This window comes from Bacillus halotolerans (assembly GCF_001517105.1).
GTDB lineage: Bacteria > Bacillota > Bacilli > Bacillales > Bacillaceae > Bacillus > Bacillus halotolerans.
Map to the genome: position 1 here is coordinate 481,707 of NZ_LPVF01000010.1, position 19,662 is coordinate 501,368.

14 protein-coding genes are annotated in these 19,662 nt (G+C 44.1%); all 14 read right to left on the reverse strand.

Annotated elements, in window-relative coordinates; genetic code table 11:
• Window positions 1-167: 167 nt before the first annotated feature.
• Window positions 168-4,475, reverse strand: coding sequence for a S8 family peptidase (locus tag AU387_RS12810; protein WP_059335832.1), 4,308 nt, complete (start codon window positions 4,473-4,475; stop codon window positions 168-170).
• Between the two features lie 307 nt (window positions 4,476-4,782).
• Window positions 4,783-5,931: a cell division protein FtsZ gene (gene ftsZ / locus AU387_RS12815; protein WP_059335833.1), complete on the reverse strand. Its 1,149-nt coding sequence runs from the start codon at window positions 5,929-5,931 to the stop codon at window positions 4,783-4,785.
• Window positions 5,932-5,966: 35 nt separating this feature from the next.
• On the reverse strand, window positions 5,967-7,289 hold the full coding sequence (gene ftsA, locus AU387_RS12820) for a cell division protein FtsA (RefSeq protein ID WP_024121323.1): 1,323 nt from the start codon (window positions 7,287-7,289) through the stop codon (window positions 5,967-5,969).
• 174 nt (window positions 7,290-7,463) lie between these two features.
• Complete coding sequence (locus AU387_RS12825; protein ID WP_010334164.1) at window positions 7,464-7,829, reverse strand: small basic family protein; 366 nt, start codon at window positions 7,827-7,829, stop codon at window positions 7,464-7,466.
• A gap of 17 nt (window positions 7,830-7,846) precedes the next feature.
• Window positions 7,847-8,554 (reverse strand): DUF881 domain-containing protein, encoded by a 708-nt coding sequence (locus AU387_RS12830; protein ID WP_044155972.1) that lies wholly within the window; start codon window positions 8,552-8,554, stop codon window positions 7,847-7,849.
• A 21-nt stretch (window positions 8,555-8,575) separates the two neighbouring features.
• The gene (locus AU387_RS12835; protein ID WP_059292825.1) at window positions 8,576-9,271 is read right to left on the reverse strand and encodes a DUF881 domain-containing protein; all 696 of its coding nucleotides are present in this window, start codon (window positions 9,269-9,271) and stop codon (window positions 8,576-8,578) included.
• A complete protein-coding gene (locus AU387_RS12840) occupies window positions 9,268-10,059 on the reverse strand; it encodes a cell division protein FtsQ/DivIB (protein ID WP_059335834.1) in 792 nt (263 codons plus the stop codon). Before AU387_RS12840 ends, AU387_RS12835 begins: the two co-directional genes overlap by 4 nt.
• Before the next feature lie 128 nt (window positions 10,060-10,187).
• Window positions 10,188-11,099, reverse strand: coding sequence for a UDP-N-acetylmuramate dehydrogenase (gene murB / locus AU387_RS12845; RefSeq protein ID WP_024121317.1), 912 nt, complete (start codon window positions 11,097-11,099; stop codon window positions 10,188-10,190).
• 31 nt (window positions 11,100-11,130) lie between these two features.
• The gene (gene murG / locus AU387_RS12850; RefSeq protein WP_059335835.1) at window positions 11,131-12,222 is read right to left on the reverse strand and encodes an undecaprenyldiphospho-muramoylpentapeptide beta-N-acetylglucosaminyltransferase; all 1,092 of its coding nucleotides are present in this window, start codon (window positions 12,220-12,222) and stop codon (window positions 11,131-11,133) included.
• Between the two features lie 123 nt (window positions 12,223-12,345).
• Complete coding sequence (gene spoVE / locus AU387_RS12855; protein WP_003221421.1) at window positions 12,346-13,446, reverse strand: stage V sporulation protein E; 1,101 nt, start codon at window positions 13,444-13,446, stop codon at window positions 12,346-12,348.
• 58 nt (window positions 13,447-13,504) lie between these two features.
• Window positions 13,505-14,860 (reverse strand): UDP-N-acetylmuramoyl-L-alanine--D-glutamate ligase, encoded by a 1,356-nt coding sequence (gene murD, locus AU387_RS12860; protein ID WP_059335836.1) that lies wholly within the window; start codon window positions 14,858-14,860, stop codon window positions 13,505-13,507.
• Window positions 14,861-15,835 (reverse strand): phospho-N-acetylmuramoyl-pentapeptide-transferase, encoded by a 975-nt coding sequence (mraY, locus tag AU387_RS12865; protein WP_024121314.1) that lies wholly within the window; start codon window positions 15,833-15,835, stop codon window positions 14,861-14,863.
• 111 nt (window positions 15,836-15,946) lie between these two features.
• On the reverse strand, window positions 15,947-17,431 hold the full coding sequence (locus AU387_RS12870; protein WP_059335837.1) for a UDP-N-acetylmuramoyl-L-alanyl-D-glutamate--2,6-diaminopimelate ligase: 1,485 nt from the start codon (window positions 17,429-17,431) through the stop codon (window positions 15,947-15,949).
• Between the two features lie 173 nt (window positions 17,432-17,604).
• Window positions 17,605-19,545 (reverse strand): stage V sporulation protein D, encoded by a 1,941-nt coding sequence (locus AU387_RS12875; protein WP_044155982.1) that lies wholly within the window; start codon window positions 19,543-19,545, stop codon window positions 17,605-17,607.
• Window positions 19,546-19,662 lie beyond the last annotated feature (117 nt).

Genomic DNA, 19,662 nt, shown 5'->3' on the forward strand with positions numbered 1-19,662 from the left:
GCTGTTCCCCTTCTTGTTTCATAAGTATAAAGCAAGCTCTGTGGGAAAGTCTGTCAATTAATGTTGAGAGGCCCATACAATTTTTCAGGGATAACTGCTTAATTTGTCGAGGGAATAAATGAGAGGATATAGAAAAAAAGCTGCCAAGAGCGGCAGCTTTCTTACACTTACTTTTCAGTATTGATATAAAGTTTTCCATTCGCTGTTTTTGTAGTTTCATTGCCGTAATCGTCTCGAACGATAACCTCTACCTTAGCTCCGTTTGCTTTAATAGAAGATGTTGCTGTCCAGTAGCCTTCATATCGTCCCGGAGAAATTTCTCTTAACGGCAGCTCGGTAGCGTTTTGTACATTCGCTCTTGCATTTGTGAGCGGCAGGCGAATGACAAACGTTGCATCTGCGCCTTTCGCGCTTGAAAAAGCGATTTTGACCGATTCACCGGCTTTTAAGGTTTTGTCCTCACCAGGAATCAGTCCAGTAATGACTGGCTGGTCAAAATTCACATCAATGACAGCTTTTTTCGTCGTTTTGTTACCTGCTAAGTCAGTGGCTGTCACCTTTACTTCGTTGCTTCCGTTTTCCAAAAGGATACGGGCAGAGTAGGAACCGTCTGTGACCGTTGCTTTTTTGCCATTAACCTTTACTTCTTTCAAGTTGTCATCTGAAACAGTGCCTTTAACAGTCAGCGTTTCTTTATTGATTTTCTCGCCATTCTTTGGATTGTCAAGCGTCAGTTCAGGCTTGTCTTGATCAAGTGTGACCGTGACAGGACTTGAAGCATCTGTCGTTCCGGAGTCTGTTGATGCAGCCGCTGTCAGCTTGTTTTCCCCTTTGCTGAGTGAAACTCCTGCCTCGAACGTGCCATCTGCGGCAGTTTTCGTTTCTCCTGCTTCTTTATCACCATTATAAAGGGTTACAGTCGTCCCCGGAGATGCCTTTCCTTTTACCGTGACGTTCTCTTTATTGGTGTATGATTTATCTTCAGGAGAAGTAATATCAGGTACGGCAGCTTCATAATCGACTAACGCGCGAATCATATAGTTGCCGTCTTCTTTATCTCCTTTTTGCCATGCTCCGTTAACATACTGCCAGTTGCGATCTGAGTACTGCCCGGTTTCATCCATTGCCAAGCCTGGTGAATATGGATCAGGTTTTGACTGGATATAGACAAGATAAAAGTCTTTATCAACCATAATCCCCTTCGAGCTGAGATCGACTTTCGTCCATTCGCCATTACGAAGAGCTTCCGCGTTATATGGTCCCGCAATTTTTTTGCCGGGTGCTCCATCTTTCCCTGAAGCATCGTAAACCTCGACCTTAAACTCTGTGCCGCCAGGATCAGGGAACTCCGTATCCCAGAATCTGAATAGCCCTCCTGTCAGCATGCCTTTTTCCTTGCCGTCAGCAAGTGACATTTTAACCGCCCATCCGTTTCCGGCCGCGAAATAGGAATTTGCATTCTCCGCTGTTCCGTCATCATATCCGATCTCGCCCGGATATCCGACGAAAGGCTTCAGCACAGTTTCTTTTGTGATATCACCTTTTAAATCAACGGAAAATTCATCACTGTAATAGCCCGGTGCAGCCACTTTAATGGTGTAAGAGCCCTCGTAGGCCTCAAGTGTATATTCTCCTTTGTCGTTTGTAGTTGCCGGTTCAACAGCGGCATCCTCGATAACATAGACGGAAGCGCCTTTTACCGGCTCTCCTGTTGTTTTATTGATGACAGTTCCTTTTAATGTGCCTTTCTTTATTTCTTCTAACGTAAAATTAGCTTGGGTTGTCTGATCTGCCTGCAAAGACACTTTTTGCGTTTTCGATTGATAGCCGTAAGCTTCTGCCATAAGCGTGTAGTCTCCTGCTTTATGCGTCAGCTTGTACTGTCCGGTTGATTGATCTGAATAGGTTGATTTTCCTGTTTCAACCACACTGACCTGTGCTCTGAGCGGCAATGCTTGCGGCTGCATATCAGCACGATGTTTTGTTTTGGCAGCTGTATTTGTTGACGGCTTAGCCTTTTTTGGATTAACCGCTTTTTTCTTTTGCTTTTCTGCCGGTTTTTGTACGCCCAGCTTATTCTTTTTGGCTGTTTTCCCGGAAGATTTGTCTGAAAGCTGAACATCATCAACGTACCAGCCCTCTTTTGCAATGCTTTCATCAGACTGAAGGTTAAACATCACTCGAATGTTTTGGCCTCTGTATGCGGATAAATTAATTTCTTCGCTGGTCCAGTTTGAAGTCTTTCCGTTATAGGCCCCTGCCTGCTCCCAATTCGTTTCGCCTTCCGGTAAAACAAAAACGTAGCCATAATCAAAATCATTTTCCAGGTTGTGCCAACTTTTAAATTGAAGAAACAGGCTGCCTGAATCAGGCACGTCAATTGGAGGCATAGTGAGATTCATATTCGCACCATTGGCATAATTTCCAGTCAGGTTTGTCCCATATACTTTTTCTCCTGATGCAGCTGCATTAGGGCCTGATTCCGGAACTCCCCACTCCCAGTTATTATTTGTTCCGCTCGTAAGCCAGCCACCTGGTTCTGTTTCAAAATCCTGCCTGTATCCAACAGTGATGCTAGGTTTCACGGATACATCATATATGTCAGACTCGACAACATGGCCGCCAAAATCCTGAATGATCCACTTATAGCTTAATGCGGTCCCCTTTATATTTGGGATTTCCGCCTGGTACGTTCCTTTCAGATGATCTCCGCTGATTCGTTTAGCTTTGACCTCGTTCCATTCGCCTTGATCCAGCTTATAGGACAATTTCACGGATGTCACACTCACATTGTCTTCAGCTGTCAAGGTAAGCGGAAGGCTGGCACCTTCATAAGCTTCATTTACTTTCTCATGCTGAAAGCCAGGCTGCTCGTCATCTTCCCCATCGACAGAAACTTGCCCTTCAGCTTTTCCTAAACCGTCTGTAACCGCTGATACGGCATCAAAAGCGTTCACCAAACCATGACCGTATCCGTTATTCGGAGAGTCAGGGAATGTAGAATCCGTTAATGGCTCAGCCGTGCTTGTCAATATATCCTCCATCTCATCGACAGAAAGTGAGGCGTCTGCCTGCTTCAATAGCGCAGCAACAGCAGAAACATGCGGTCCTGCCATCGACGTGCCATCCCAACCGTCTTCATATGTCTGGCCGGGAACTGAAGACCGGATGTTTACGCCTGGAGCAGAAATTTCCGGCTTTGTTTCATCGTATGGCGACGGTCCCTGGAGTGAAAAATCGCCAAGCTTTTTGTTAATATCAGTCGCTCCGGTCGCAAACGCTTCCGGATAATTGGCAGGATTCGCAATAGAACCAGGTCCTCCCGGGTTAAAGAGGTCAGCATTTCCCGCAGAGAATTCCGGGAAAATGTCGGCCGCCCGCCACGCATTGACCATATCTCTGTACCATTCATCAAGGCCGGAGCCCCCGCCCCAAGAATTATTGACGACATCCGGAGCCATTTCCGGATGAGGGTTGCCCTCTGCGTCCTTTGGAGCTAAAATCCATTCACCAGCCTCCAAAATGTCAGCGTCTGTCCCGCCATCTTCAGAAAACGCCTTAACAGCAATCCATTTTGCGCCAGGTGCGACACCAATTTGATTCGTGCCATCAGGCTCAGAACCAACCATTGTACCTGTTACATGAGTACCGTGATCAAGATCATCATATGGACTTGACTCGTTCGCTACAGCATCAAACCAGTTCATGTCATGTTCAGGCTCATTGGGGCTTTCCGGATGAAACCCGCGATATTTTTCTTTTAATGCAGGATGTTCCCATTCAACCCCGGTATCAATGGAGGCGACAACCGTACCCGTTCCGTCATAGCCAAGCTCCCAAGCCTTCGGTGCGTCTATTTGGTCTACATTCCATTCTACACCGTCAGTTGCTTTTATCGCTTTTTCTGCTTTTTTCATATTGAATGGGGAAGCGGATGACTTAAAAAGCTGCCGTTTTTCATTCGGAAGCACTTTTTCTACTTCAGGGAACTGCGCCACTTTCTCCATGACTTCTTTTGAAGCATGTACAGCAATTCCGTTCACCACATAATAAGAATGAATTTGGTCTGCATTTCCTTTATCTTTCTGGGTGTTCAAGTATTTTAGGACATCTTGCTGGGATTCATCGGCTGTGACTTTTAAAGATGACACAACAGCAGAACGCTTTTGATATTCCGTTTTAGCAGCGGTCAGCTTTTTAGATTTCGCTTTTTTGACAGCTGATTTTGCTGCTTTTTGGGTATCAGCTTGATCTTTAAATTTGATCAGAAAGGTAGTTTTTTCTTCTTTTTTAAAGCTTTTCTTTAATGAGCTGGAAATCTTGTTTTGAATCGATTCAGAAGATTGAAGCTCCTGTTTTACAGAAGAAGCGGCGCCTTTGCTGCTTGCCCCGGCTGCACCCGGAAACAGCAGTGAACTGACGACAACTGTACTCAAAACAGAACTGATCAGTCTGTTTTTCGTTTGTTTCCTCATTTTTCATCCCCCTTTTTTAAACCACTTTGTAAAAAAATGTCGTCCCTCCTTTAACATTCAATTTGTTTGTCAAAGCTTCGCTGTACGTTAACTGTAGACAATCTCAATTACAGATATTGTCGTTTTCTGTCATCTTATTTCCATATAAATGAAAATGATGATATGGTCACGAAATATCAGTAGGTATAATAGGTTGGTTTGTTGTTATGTGTAGGAAGACATAGTGCAAAAGGCATAAGAGATGAATGGAAATGGTTGAGGAAAAAATAAAAAAAGGACAAAATCGAAAACGATTTTGCCCTTTCAATTAGCCGCGTTTATTGCGGTTTCTTAAGAATGTCGGAATATCAAGCGTATCGTCAGCCGGCTGTGAGGTTTGACGGCTGACTGTGTTTTGATGCTGCTGTTCCTCTCGTTTCGGCTCACGTTTTGGAGCACTCTGATTATGTGATTTGATGTTCTGGTTTAATGATGGACGCTGGGGTTTCGTAACATCTTTCTCCTGTTCGATAAAACCAGTGGCAATCACAGTAACCACAATCTCGTCTTTAAGATTTTCGTTAATAACAGAACCGAAAATCATGTTTACATCCTGATCAGATGCAGAAGCGACAATGTCTGCTGCTTCTTGAACTTCATAAAGGCTCAGATTTGTTCCGCCAGTAATGTTCATTAAGACGCCTTGCGCGCCATCAATTGCTGCTTCAAGAAGCGGACTGGAAATGGCTTTTTTCGCAGCTTCTGCAGCACGGTTTTCTCCAGTCGCAATACCAATACCCATTAAAGCAGATCCTTTGTTTGACATGATCGTTTTCACATCAGCAAAGTCTAGGTTAATGAGACCAGGAGTAGCGATCAGGTCAGAAATACCTTGAACCCCCTGACGGAGTACGTTATCAGCTTCACGGAATGCTTCAAGCATCGGCGTGTTTTTATCAACAATTTCAAGAATACGGTCGTTCGGGATCACAATCAGCGTGTCCACCGCTTCTTTCATTGCAGAAATTCCGCCCGCCGCCTGCAGCTGTCTTTTGCGACCTTCGAACGTAAACGGTCTTGTAACGACTCCGACTGTTAATGCTCCTAAATCTTTTGCGATTTGCGCAATAACCGGTGCGGCACCTGTTCCTGTTCCGCCTCCCATACCAGCTGTTACGAATACCATGTCAGCGCCTTTTAGCGCTTCTTCAATCTGCTCCTTGCTTTCCTCTGCGGCTTTTTTTCCGACTTCCGGATTTGCACCTGCTCCCAATCCTCTAGTCAGCTTTGCGCCGATTTGCATTTTCACTTCTGCTTTTGACAGGTTAAGAGCTTGAGCGTCCGTATTTACCGCGATGTACTCTACTCCTTGCACTTCATTCTCAATCATTCGGTTGACCGCGTTGTTACCGCCGCCTCCTACTCCGATTACTTTAATTGATGCTAAGCCGTCTATGTTTGTTTCGAACTCCAACATGCTAAATCCTCCTAATCTGCCGAATGACTATCTATCTATTCCCAAAACATGCTTAATAGTTTTTTCATTTTGCTCTGTTTGTTATGTTCGGCTTGTGTTTTTTGTTTTCCTTTTGGCCGTTGCTGCATCTCATTTTGGTGATGATGCTGCTCTTGTTCCTCTGCTGATGAGACGGCGATTTCCTGTATCGCTTCTTCAGGCATCTTGAAGCCAATTTTTCTGCCTTGAATTCTTGCATTCCGGCAGGCGAATTGAATCATGCCAACTGCCGTCATATACTGAGGATCTCTTACACCGATATAATTCGGGCTCGCCACTCTGACATTGTTTTGCAGCACATCCTGCGCTAGTGACATGATACCAGGCATTGCTGCTTGCCCCCCTGTCAGCACGAAGCCTCCCGGCAGATCGCTAATTCCCATATTGCGAAGTTCTTCTGAAGCAATCTCAAGAATTTCTTCGACTCTTGCTTCTATGATATTCGCTGCTTCCTGCTGTGTAAATGTTTGTTTCTGATTGGTGCCTATAACGGTTACCTCAAATACTTCATCTTCTGAAGCCTCGTTATAGTAGGCATGTCCAAATTGTTTTTTCACACGTTCCGCTTCTTCTGTGGACGTTCTCAATCCGATGGAGATATCTTTGGTGATATTTTCGCCTCCGAGAGGAATGACACGGGTAGAAGTCAGGTGTCCGTTCTGGAACACGGCAATGGTGGTTGACCCTCCGCCTATATCAATGAGAGCCACACCGAGATTTTTCTCATCCTTTGACAAAGCAGCAGAACCGGCTGCCAGAGGCTGTAGACAAATATCAGTTATTTCAACACCGGCTCTTTCAACGCAGCGAAGCAAGTTATGTAATATTGTTTTTGAACCGGTGATCAGTGTACCCTCTACTTCTAAACGCACACCAAGCATTTTTTTCGGGTCGGTAATTTCATCTCTTCCATCTACGATAAATTGTTTAGGAATGACGTCGACTATCAGCTGTTCATGCGGTATTGAAACAACCTGAGCCGCTTCCATGACGCGGCGGACATCTTCTACTTGAATTTCTTTATTTTCACTGGAAACTGCTACAACACCGTTTGTATCTTGAATATTGATATAATTTCCATTAACGCCGACAATAGCTTTTCTAAGCGGAAAACCTACCATTCTTTCAGCTTGGTCAAACGCTTTTCTTATAGAATGAACGGTCTCATCTATATCAACGATTGAGCCTTTTTTCAACCCTTCAGACGGTACATTTCCCACACCGATAATATTTAGGGAATCATCTGTCATTTCTCCGACGATCACTTTTGTATTGGACGTACCGATGTCAAGACTGACGTAAAGTTCATTGTTGTTCATTCTATGGCACCTCCTCACATTTCGATCATTTCTATTCTATTATTTGCGGAACAACAATACAATGAATGTGGCTTTACAAGTGTGTAACAAAAAATAACAACGGAATATTCCTTATGTGCTTTTCACATTTTATGTTTATTGAAAATATTCGTTATATCCTATGTATATCCTCTTTTATATCACATTTTTTTTATTTTTTTTAGAAAGAGTCCACTTTGTTAGTAGATTTCTCCTTATAACGGCTATATTCTGAAATAACCTGACTCCAAATGCGAATATACCTGCTAAATACAAGTCTACACCAAGATGGACTCCCAGAAAAGCTAAACTTATTGCCAATATAATATTAAAAAAGAAACCGGAAACAAATACCATTTCATCATATGTACCTTGTAAATGCGCCCTGATTCCGCCGATTAAAGTATCAAGTGCAGCAAGCACCGCAAGTGATAAATAATTTGAGTATTCACTCGGTATCGTTAAGTTTGTCATCAATCCGATCGTTATTCCGAGCACGAGTCCAAGCACGGGCAGCCACATGACAATTCTCCTCCCTTTTAGTCTTTCAGCGGTTTTAGCTGTTGTACGTCCACTGCTCTGTCATAAGCTTTTAAAGTCAGGCTGCTGTCAGACTTACCTGCTTTTAACGCTACATTTTCAGAAGCAAAGATATCCTCCAAATCGGACCCCTTTACCCTGCTGTACAGCTTGTCCGGATCTTCAGCAAGCACTTTTACTGTTAAAGGATAATCATCAAGGCTGTATCCGTCTATTTTTGTTGTGCCGTTTATGTCCCGTATCACTGAAGAAATCACAACTCTTCGCTCATTTATTGAGATATGCTCAGCACCATAGGAGTTGAGTTCATTGATCAGCTTCTTTAGTAAATCCGGCGGTGGATTTTTGACCGCCTCTCCAGTTACGCTTTCAGAAAAAAGCGGAGAAAGGGTTATGACAATTCCGCTACCTGTTATATCGGTCATGCCGGCTGTTTTTTTTAAGGTTTGTAATGTATTATTGAGCGCTGTTTCTTTTGTCAATTCTTTGTTTTGTGTATAGGTATTCAGCAATTTATCATACTTTTTAATTTCAGCCAGCAGCTCTTCCTGCTTCTTCTGCTCTGATGTAAGCTCTTCTCTTATATCCCACATATCTCTTGTATCTCGGACTTGTGGATGCTTTAAAGAATTAAATTGAACAGATATCATAAGGCCGAATATGACCATAAGCACGCTGATGCTAATGAAGGAACGCTTTATTTTCAATCACTTCACCCGCTTTTCCAGTCATTCCTTCGTTTTCAGAATGGGTTCCATTTGTACATTTTTCTTTTTTTCTGCGGTAACAGAAATATGATCCATAGAAAGCTGATCGATCAGGCCTCCTGCTATATTTAACGAAGGAAGCAGGACATCAGGATCTCCGATGGCAGAAACGACAAACGGGGCGGGGTGCTGCACCCCGTCTACCGTTACGACCGGCCCGTTGCACTTGATGTAGGAATCATGGGTCAGCCGCTGGCCGTTGACGGAGACGGCTGCCGCACCAGATATATACAGTTCATTTATGACTTGAAAGAGATGGCTTTCGTGAACGATGTAGCTGTTCACGTTCTCTCCTTCCGGTATGTAAGAAGCATCTTCCAAAGTCACTTGAACGCCCTCTCCTTGTACACCGACTTCCCCAATATACATTCTGTACTTTTCTACATCTTCCAGGACGTTATAGTATTCGGTTTTTTCGTTTTTCAGCTTATTTTCAGTCTGACGGACTTTGTTCTGCTTTTGATACAGTTCTTTTTCAAGGTCCTTGTTTTCTTTCTCTTGTTTCAGCAGTTCATCCCGCAGGGCATATTCTTTTTTCCATTCTTCCGTCTCTGTCATGCTTTTGTGGTTTTCTCTTGTCGTCTGAAAAGAAAAAGAAATTAAAAAGCCGGCGATAAGCATAATCAAAGAAAGAAGGACGGCTGATTTGCCCCTCAATTTCCATCTTCCTTTTTGGCAGACGAATCGCTTTTTCCAAACTCCTCAAAATAGGTTGCAACTTCTAAATGAATAATCCCTTTTTTACTGCCGCTGAGCTGTGAAATAATAGAAGGATACGTTTTCATTCGGTCTGCAAAGGTTTTGATGGATGCAGTGACGACATACCCGTCGTTCATATATAATTTAATTCGGTTTTGATCCATTTTGACAGGAGTATAATACACTTCTGAAATCGATTGTTTTATAGAATTTGACAAAGCATCGAGCTGCTTGGCCATCTGAACACGTTTTTTAGCGTCTGTCCAATTCACCAAAATCGGTCCCGCATCATCCGGCGTTACTTCGTCTGGCAAAACTGAACCGTTTTCAAGGACTTCATAATACACATTGTCTTTTTCTAAATAAGCAATCGCTTTATATTCTTCGATCGCAATGTTGATTTTATTAGGAAGGGATTTGCTGATTTCTGCTTTTTTTACTAATTTATTTTGCTGAATCTTTTTTGCTGTTTTTTTCTTATCCAGACTCCAAAATTCAGTATCCCCGCTTTTGATATCGGAAAGATCAATAATCTCCTTTTTGGAAACATTCTCATTGCCGCTAACAGAGATTGATGAAATTTTACTGATCGGTGTCTGCAGATACACGATGATCAGCACCATCATAAAAAAGAGCATAATAAATGAAATAAGCCGGCGGTTTGCCTTCTGTTTTCTCTGCTCTTTAATTTTAGGGATCCGCTCTTCAATATTTACGATTTTTTCTCGGTCATGCCCCGGATTCATTGCCTGTTCACCTCATTCAAATGAAACAGCCTTAAAAGTCTGCCTATTCCAAAACAAACGGCATACTATGATGCCGTTTGTGTTTGCTTACAGTATATCATATGAACAGCTTCAGTTCAGAACTTGAATCAGCGATTTTCACCGATGATTTCAACCTCTGTGTGCATCTCAATCTCGTATTTTTCACGGATCGTCTTTTTCACATGGTCGATCAGATCAAGCACATCTTTTGCTGATGCTCCGCCCGCATTGACGATAAAGTTCCCGTGCATTTCCGATATTTTCGCACCGCCGATTTGATATCCTTTTAAGCCTGCTTTTTCCACTAGATTGCCGGCATGGTTCGGAAGCGGGTTTCTGAATATGCTTCCTGCACAAGGGCTTGAATACGGCTGTGTATTCTTTCTGTAGTCTTTATTGCTTTGCATTTGCTGAACGATTGATTCTTTATCTTTTTGTTCAAGCTGCAGAACGGCTTCAAGACAAACACCAGGGCGTTTCTTTTGCAATACGGACGTTCTGTAGGTGAATTCCATCTCCTCATTTGTCAGCCACTCGATCGTGCCATCTTCAAATAAAATATGCGCTTTGACAAGGATCTTACTCATATCAGACCCGTGAGCGCCTGCATTCATATAGACAGCCCCTCCGACAGATCCCGGAATTCCGGCAGCGAATTCTAATCCCGACAAGCCTTTTTTGCTCAGCGATGTAGCAAGACGCACGACTGAATAACCGCCACCGACAGTGACTTGTTCCCCGTCAAGCTCCAAGTGGTCAAGACCCGCACCCAGCTTGATGACCACGCCTCTGATTCCTTCATCTAATACAAGAAGGTTTGACCCGCGGCCGATGACTGTCCACTTTACTTCATATTTTTTTACAACATCCATGATGTCCTTGACAGCATCTACACTGCTTGGAATGACCAATACATCCGCAGGACCGCCGATTTTCATTGTTGTATGATTTGCGAGCGGTTCATTTGCAAGCACCTTGCCGACTTCGCGTTCTTTTAATTCTTGTATCACTTTCTCCATCGTAAACCTCCGCATTCCATTTGCTTTTCTATTATTTTTTCAAATCTTCAAGTACGCTGTATAAACGGGCAGCCGCATCAGGAACACCGAGTGACTTTGTCCGTTCGCTCATATCCTTTAATGTTTGTTCATCAAGCACAATCCGGTCAAGCGCTTCAATCAGCTTTTCCCCGCTGAGTTCGGTTTCTTTTAACACAATCGCCGCATCATGCTGACCGAGAGATCGCGCATTGACCTCCTGGTGATTCGCCGTTACATACGGACTTGGAATCAGCACACTCGGGATTCCTAGTGCCGTAATTTCCGCAATGGTCGTCGCACCCGCTCTTGCTACAATCACATCAATTGCCTTTAAATATTCTGGCATCTGATGGAGAAACGGTTTTGTGACCATATTGTCAGCTGCACCCTTGTTTTTCAGCTCAGTCATTACTTTCTCATAGTGAACCTCGCCCGTAATATACAGAACTTGATACGCTCTTGATTTCAGCGCATCCTGCATATCAATGACCGCTCGGTTAATCGGTGCGGCGCCTCTGCTTCCGCCGAAGATTAATACGGTTTTTTTCTCTTCAGAGAGTCCGAATTCAGCCATTGAGCGGCCCGTCTTTATTGAGACGACCTCAGAGGCTCTCGGGTTTCCCGTAAATACAACTTTCTCACTTGGAAAATGTGATTTTGCTTCCTCAAAACATATTGCTACTTTATTAACATATTTTGAAAGAAACTTATTGGTGATGCCCGGCAGGCTGTTTTGTTCATGAACGATACTCGGAATCCCCATTTTTGCAGCCGCGTATACAACCGGCCCGCACACATAACCGCCCGTTCCAATCACGGCATCCGGCTTAAATTCCGCTAAATACGATTTGCTTTTTTTAACGCCCTTTAGAAAACGCATCACCGTTTTTACGTTTTCAAATGAAAGCTTTCTTTTAAAACCTGTAATTTCAATGGATTGAAACGGTATATTTTCCCGTTCTACAATTTTTTTCTCTAATCCGTTTTCTGTCCCGATATATAAAAATTCCGTATCAGGATGGCGGCGCTGCACCTCTTTGATAAAGGCAAGGGCAGGATAAATGTGTCCCCCTGTGCCGCCTCCGCTTATTGCAATTCGCATAACTCTTCCCCCAGTCTCAGTTTCTCTATAACATAACGATAACCCTGTTTTTATGGACAGGGTTATCGCATCAATTGTTTCCCAGCTTCCTGTTTCATAGGATCGCTTCACTAATAAAATTCATTAATACCTCGAGTACCGGCTCACGTTCAGCAGCACGCCGACAGCCATCAGCATCAGGGTCAACGATGAACCTCCGTAGCTCAGAAACGGCAGCGTGATGCCAGTTACCGGAATAAGGCCCGTCACAACGCCGATATTGATCATAACTTGGATCGCGATCATTGAAATAATCCCCACAGCGACAAAGCTGCCATATAGATCTGGTGCACCGAGCGCGATCCTGATTCCTCTCCACAGCAGCACGCTGAACAGAAGCAAAATAAGCGACCCGCCGATAAACCCAAGCTCCTCTGACAAGATGGCGAAAATAAAGTCCGTTTGCGGCTCAGGCAGATAAAAGAATTTCTGTCTGCTTTGGCCAAGCCCCATTCCGAACAATCCGCCAGGCCCTACCGCATATAGCGATTGAATGATTTGAAAACCGCTGCCGAGCGGATCTTCCCACGGATTTAAGTAAGAGGTAATCCGTTTAATCCGGTATGGAGCCGACAGTACCAGCCCGACAAATCCGCTCAGGCCGATCAGCCCGAGAAAGACGAAATGGGCGATTCGCGCACCGGCTACAAAAATCATGACAATACAAGTACCGACCATTACCGTTCCCGTTCCGAGGTCAGGCTGGCACATAATAATCAAAAATGCGGAAAACACGATGCCAAGCGCCGGGACAAATCCACGTCTGAACGATGTAATGTTTTTTTGCTTTTCAGAGAGAAATTTAGCAAGGAATGCTATCATCGCAAGCTTCATAAACTCTGAAGGCTGTATGCTGAATGCGCCGACTCCGATCCAGCTTCTTGAACCGTTCCGCACCATGCCTACGCCTGGTATTAAAACAAGCACCAGCAAGAAAAAACAGATAACCATCAGCAATTTAGACCATGTCCGCCATGTCCAATAATCAACATTCATAATAAAGAACATAGCAATAACTCCGATGCCCGCAAACAGCAGCTGCCGTTTCGCGAAAAAGAATGAGTCGTCAAATTTATAATCCGCCCATACCGCACTCGCACTGTACACCATAATTAATCCAATTGTTAATAATAATAACGTAATGATGACCAATAACAAATCAGGCGATGTTTTTTTAGTAGTCAAATCAATCGACACCCCAAGCTTAAAGTCATTAGGGCTGCCGATTCTCCAAGACAAGCCCTTACTTAAGCATATGCACGGCGTCTATAAACATGTCACCGCGTTCTTCAAATGTTTTGAATTGATCCCAGCTCGCACACGCAGGTGAAAGCAGAATGACATCTCCTTCATTTGAGAGCGCAAACGCCGCAGATACTGCTTGTTCAACATTATCGACACGTTTGACATGTTGTATTCCCAGCTCATTTCCGAGCTGTTCGAGTTTCGGTGCTGTCTGTCCGAATGTAAGCACCGCTTTGACGTGCTTCATGTAAGGCTTTAAGTCGTCAAACCCGTTTCCGCGATCCAGTCCGCCTGCAAGCAGGATGACAGGTTTTTCAAAAGCCGAAAGCGCCTTGCTTGTCGCCAAAACGTTTGTTGCTTTGCTGTCATTATAAAACTTACGGTTCTTCACCGTTGTGACATACTGGAGACGGTGCTTGACGCCGGTAAAGCTTGTCAGCACTTTTTTGATGGCCTCGTTGGACGCTCCAGCCGTTTTCACTGCCGCAATCGCAGCTAAAATGTTCTCCAGATTATGCGCACCCGGCAGCACAACCTCTTCCAGAGGAAGAATAGCTTCGCCGCTGTACATAATCATGCCGTCTTTTACATAAGCGCCGTGTTCAAGCTGTTTGCGTACTGAAAAAGGAACAATTCCGGCTTCTCCGGCTTCAGCCAGGCGGACGACTGTTTCATCATCCTGGTTGACAATTGCTTTATCTGAAGCGTTCTGATGCAGATACACTTTCTGTTTCGCTTTTTCATAGTTTTCTCTCGTATGATGATAATCCAGATGGGCATCAAACACGTTTAAAATCAGGCTGATTTCAGGCCTGAAGTCGTGCGTCCCCATCAGCTGAAATGACGAAAGTTCCGTTACGATCCATTCATCTCCATCAGCGTGATAGGCAACCTCACTTGCGACTGTACCGATGTTTCCGGCGATCAGCGTCTTTTGAGAGTCTGCCTTCAGCATTTCATAAATCAGCGTCGTCGTTGTCGTTTTTCCATTCGATCCGGTAATCCCGATAAATTTGGCATTAGTCAGATGGTAGGCAAGCTCAATTTCTGTCCAAATCGGTATGCCTCTTTTTTCTGCTTCCTGAACCATAATATTTTCATATGGAATTCCCGGGTTTTTGATCAGTACAGTAATCTGGTGCTGATCGAACAGAGAAACAGGGTGCTCTCCGCAGACAACTTCGACCCCTTTTTCAGAAAGTTTCTGGGCTGGTTCGTTCTCATCAAAAGGCTTTTGGTCGTTGACTGTAACATAAACACCTTTTTCATGAAGAATAGACGCCGCCGCAAACCCGCTTTTCGCGAGCCCAAGGACTAAAAAATGCTGATTTTGCAAAAATAGATCGTTTTCCACTTATAACCACACCTCGATGTAAATTCCTAATACGGCAAGCAAAAGTCCCGCAGCCCAAAATGTTACAACAACTCTCCATTCAGACCACCCGACAAGCTCATAATGGTGGTGAAGCGGACTCATTTTAAAGATTCGTTTACCTGTCGTTTTAAAGCTGATGACCTGCAAAATAACGGATAATGTCTCAATGACGAATACACCGCCGATAATGACCAGCAGGATTTCTAATTTCGTTAAAATGGCAATGGTGACGATTGCTCCTCCCAATGCAAGTGATCCTGTATCTCCCATAAACACTTTGGCTGGATGCGCATTGAATACCAGGAAGCCCAGCACCGCTCCGACAACCGCGACTGAGAAAATAGCAACATCATATTGGGATTGATTCCAAGCCAGGATGGCAAAGGCGCCAAAAGCAATAGCTGCCGTACCTGATAATAAACCGTCAAGACCGTCAGTCAGGTTGACGGCGTTTGATCCGCCGACAAGCATAAATAGCACAAGGATAAAGTAAGCCCATCCAAGATCAAATGACAGATCAGTCCCAGGAATGCGGATATCCGTCGCAAAATTGTAGTAATGATACACCGCATAAAACACAATTGCGATGATAATTTGTCCGATCAGTTTTTGCTTTGACGTCAGACCGAGATTTCGTTTCATGACGACTTTGATGTAATCATCCAAAAAGCCGAGTAAACCGTAACCGATCGTAACAAACAGCAGCAGGAACATTTCCGGGCTTATTTCTGAAAACTTCTGTGTCATCACAATTGTTGTCACAATGATAGACAGTATGATCATGACTCCGCCCATTGTCGGTGTCCCTGATTTTTTCTGATGTGATTTCGGTCCTTCTTCTCTAATACTCTGGCCGAATTTTAATCTTCTTAAAAACGGAATAAGAATCGGAGAGAGCAGAACACTGATTAAAAAACCCATTAAAATTGTAAACAGAATGACTTGCTCAAGCATTGTCCTTTTCTCCTCCTGTTTCTTTCAAACGACATACGTAGTTATCATATTCATGATTTTTTTCCATATGAAAAATCTTTTCAAGCTCCATCATTCAATAACATCTCTTTCCTATGAATTCGTCTTATTTTTATTCAGTTCGACAATCGCTCTTGCCGCCACTTCGGCATCGTCAAAGTCAAAAGTTTCGTTCCCAATCTGCTGATAGGTTTCATGGCCTTTCCCGGCAATGAGGACAACGTCGCCTTTTTTGGCGTTGGCAATGGCAAAGAAGATCGCCTGCTCGCGATTTGCGATGCTGTGGTAGTATTCGTTCTCTACCCCTGCTTCCATATCTCTTAAAATGGCACGCGGATCTTCGCTTCTTGGATTATCTGAAGTGAAAATCGGTTCGTCAGCCAGCTCAACAGCGATTTTCGCCATTTTCGGGCGTTTCGTCTTATCTCTGTCTCCGCCGCAGCCGACAACGACAAAAAGCTTTCCTTCCGCCATGTCTCTGCATGTCTTCAGCACGTTTTCAAGGCTGTCCGGCGTATGCGCGTAATCAACTATAACCGGAAATTCCTGCTGCTGATTAACCAGTTCAAAACGGCCTCTTACGCCATGCAATTCTTCCACGGCTTCTGTAATGGTTTCAAACGGAATGCCTGCCGCAATACAAGTCGCAACAGCAGCGAGCACGTTATACACGTTAAACTGTCCAACGAGCGACATCGTGATGTGCTTAGTGCCTTTGTTCGTCACCAGTTGAAAACTCGTGCCCTGTGCAGTGGTTTTGATATCTTTCGCCATTACATCAGCATTGTTTTTAATTCCATATGTAGAAATATGTGCCGCAGTGACCTTTTCAAAATAAGCGCTTGCCTCATCATCCGCGTTTAAAACAGCCCGTTTTGGATTTTCATGGTTGAATGCCCCGCCAAGCTGAGAAAACAGCAGGCTTTTTGCCTGTCGGTACTCATCCATCGTTTTGTGATAGTCAAGGTGATCCTGTGTTAAGTTCGTAAACACGGCAATGTCATAATCACAGCCGTGAACCCGTCCCAGTGACAAAGCGTGAGAAGAAACCTCCATGATGGCCGTGTCGACGTGCTTGTCATTCATTTTTTTAAATGTTTGCTGCAACGTGACGCTTTCCGGTGTCGTGTTTTTAACGGGAAGTGTTTCGTCATCGATTTTAATGTACATCGTGCCGATTAAGCCTGTTCGTTTCCCCGCTTTTTTGAGAATCTCATCAACCATATGGGTCGTAGAAGTTTTTCCGTTTGTGCCCGTTATTCCGATCAGCTGCAGTTTCTTTGTCGGCTGTCCGTAAAACGCATCAGACAAAACGCTGAGCGCCCGCAGTGACTGCCGGACAATGATGACAGGCACATCCACATCAAGCTCCTTTTCAGCCACAATAGCCGCTGCGCCGTTTTCAACTGCTTTTTGCGCAAAATCATGGCCATCTACCGTATACCCTTTTACACATACAAAAAGACTCCCTTTCTTTACTTCCCTGGAGTCCATCTCAATTGAAGTTATTTCAGGGTCTTGTGAGTCATTTACAGAAGGTTCGGTTGTTAAGTATGTAAGCAGCTTTGTAAGTTTCATCGTATCAAACCTCTCAACATTCTATTCGTTCTTTTTATCATTGAAGTCACATCAAATGATGTGATAATGACTTTTAAGCATACAGTTCATATTTTAGCGTAAAAAAAGGATACATCCAGCTAATCTTGAAAGATATCAGCATTTTTCTGCAATAAAATAATAGGCAGCCCGAATTAATCGGCTGCCTCCTTTTCATCTTCTTCAGTCAAATAAACACGTATCTTAGAGCCCTCTTTTACTTTTGTTCCTGCAGCTGGTGATTGTTTGACGATTTTGCTTCCTTTTCCGGAAGCATCTATATTCAGATTCACCAAGAGTGACTCAAGATCTGAGACAGACATCCCTACAACATTCGGAACTTCTATTGTTTTTGTGTCGTTCCATTGGTATTTTTTTTCGATTTGATTTTTCCTAGGCTTAACACCAAGCTCCGGCAGGCTGTCTCTCATAATACTTCCCACAATAGGCGCTGCAACGGTTCCGCCAAACTGAATCGTGCCTTTCGGGTTATCCACCGCGACATAGACGACAAGACTCGGATCGTCAGCCGGAGCGAAACCGATAAATGATACAATGTGGTTGTTTTCGAGGTATTTTCCATCTTTAACCTTTTGTGCTGTTCCTGTTTTTCCGCCGACACGATAGCCTTCGACAAACGCATTGCGTCCGGTGCCTTCTGCAACGACGCTTTCTAAAGCATAGCGGATTTGTTTTGATGTTTCCTTAGAAATGACTTGTTTCTTGGCGATTGGCGATTGTTTTTTGACAGTTTTTTTGGTGACCGGATCAAGCCACTCTTTTGCTATATAAGGTGTGTAGAGCGTGCCGCCGTTAACAGCGGCAGAAACGGCTGCAACCTGCTGAATCGGCGTGACGGATACTCCCTGTCCGAAGGCGGTTGTCGCTTGCTCAACCGGGCCTACTCTGTCAAGCGGAAATAAAATCCCTGTTCCTTCCCCCTGCAGGTCAATCCCGGTTTTTTGGCCAAATCCAAAGCCTTTTATATATTTGAATAGCTTTTCTTTGCCCAATCTCTCGCCCAATTCAACGAAGCCGGGGTTACAGGAGTTTTGCACAACTTCAAGGTACGTTTGCAGCCCGTGGCCGCCCCTTTTCCAACAGCGCAGTCTTGCTCCGTCTACTTCTGCATGCCCTTTATCATAAAATTGGTCGCGTTTTAAGTTGACTTTTTGCTCCTCCAGAGCCGCCGCAAGTGTAATAATCTTAAAGGTAGAACCCGGCTCGTATGTGCTCCATACAGGGAGATTCCGATTGTAAACAGACGGGTCAACAGATTGGTAATCAGCCGGATCAAAGTCAGGTCTGCTTGCCATTCCAAGTATTTCTCCGTTTTTCGGATTCATTGCGACTGCAATCATACCGTCTGGATGATATTTAGCTTCAGCATTATCAAGCTCTCGTTCCATTATGGTTTGCACCTTCGAATCCACAGTCAGCTTCATATCGAGTCCATCCTTAGGAGGCGTGTAGTCATCCGCTTCATCGGGCATTTTCTTCCCTTTGGCATCTGTATAAAACTTAACAGAGCCTTTTTCTCCTTTTAAATCATTATCATAATAGGCTTCAAGCCCAAGAAGTCCTTGGTTATCAATACCGGCAAACCCAAGCACATGAGATAAAAAGCTGCCGAACGGATAATGGCGGATACTATCCTCCGCTACATACACCCCTTTTAAATCGAGCGCTTTGATTTCTTTTGCCTTCTCATTTGAAATTTTCCTCCCTTCTGGCGTAATCTTTTCTATCGATGCTTTTTTCGTGACGTGCTTATATACTTTTTCTTCAGACATATTTAACACCGCAGCCAGCTGTTTGCTCGTTTTCAGCGGATTCTGGACTTGGCGCGGCACGACAAATACGGTCGGTGCACTTTTATTTGTGGCAAGCTTAACGCCGTTCCGATCAAGGATCTCTCCCCGTTCCGGCTCAAACGGCAGGTTCCGGCTCCAGGAATCCTTCGCCAGAGAAGTCAGTTTCTCCCCCATGACAAACTGAACATACCCCAGCCTTGTATCAATGATCAGAAATACGATCACTCCAAAAAGCAAAACAAATAATAAACGTTTTCTAACCGTTACATTCGAGACGCGCAAGGCACCGTTCACTCCTTATTTAGGCTTGTTTCATTTTATGCCTGCGTATAGACAGGTAGAACGGCGCTCCTCTTTGGAGATATAAAAAAAGAAAGCTTACCCGACGGGGTAAGCTTT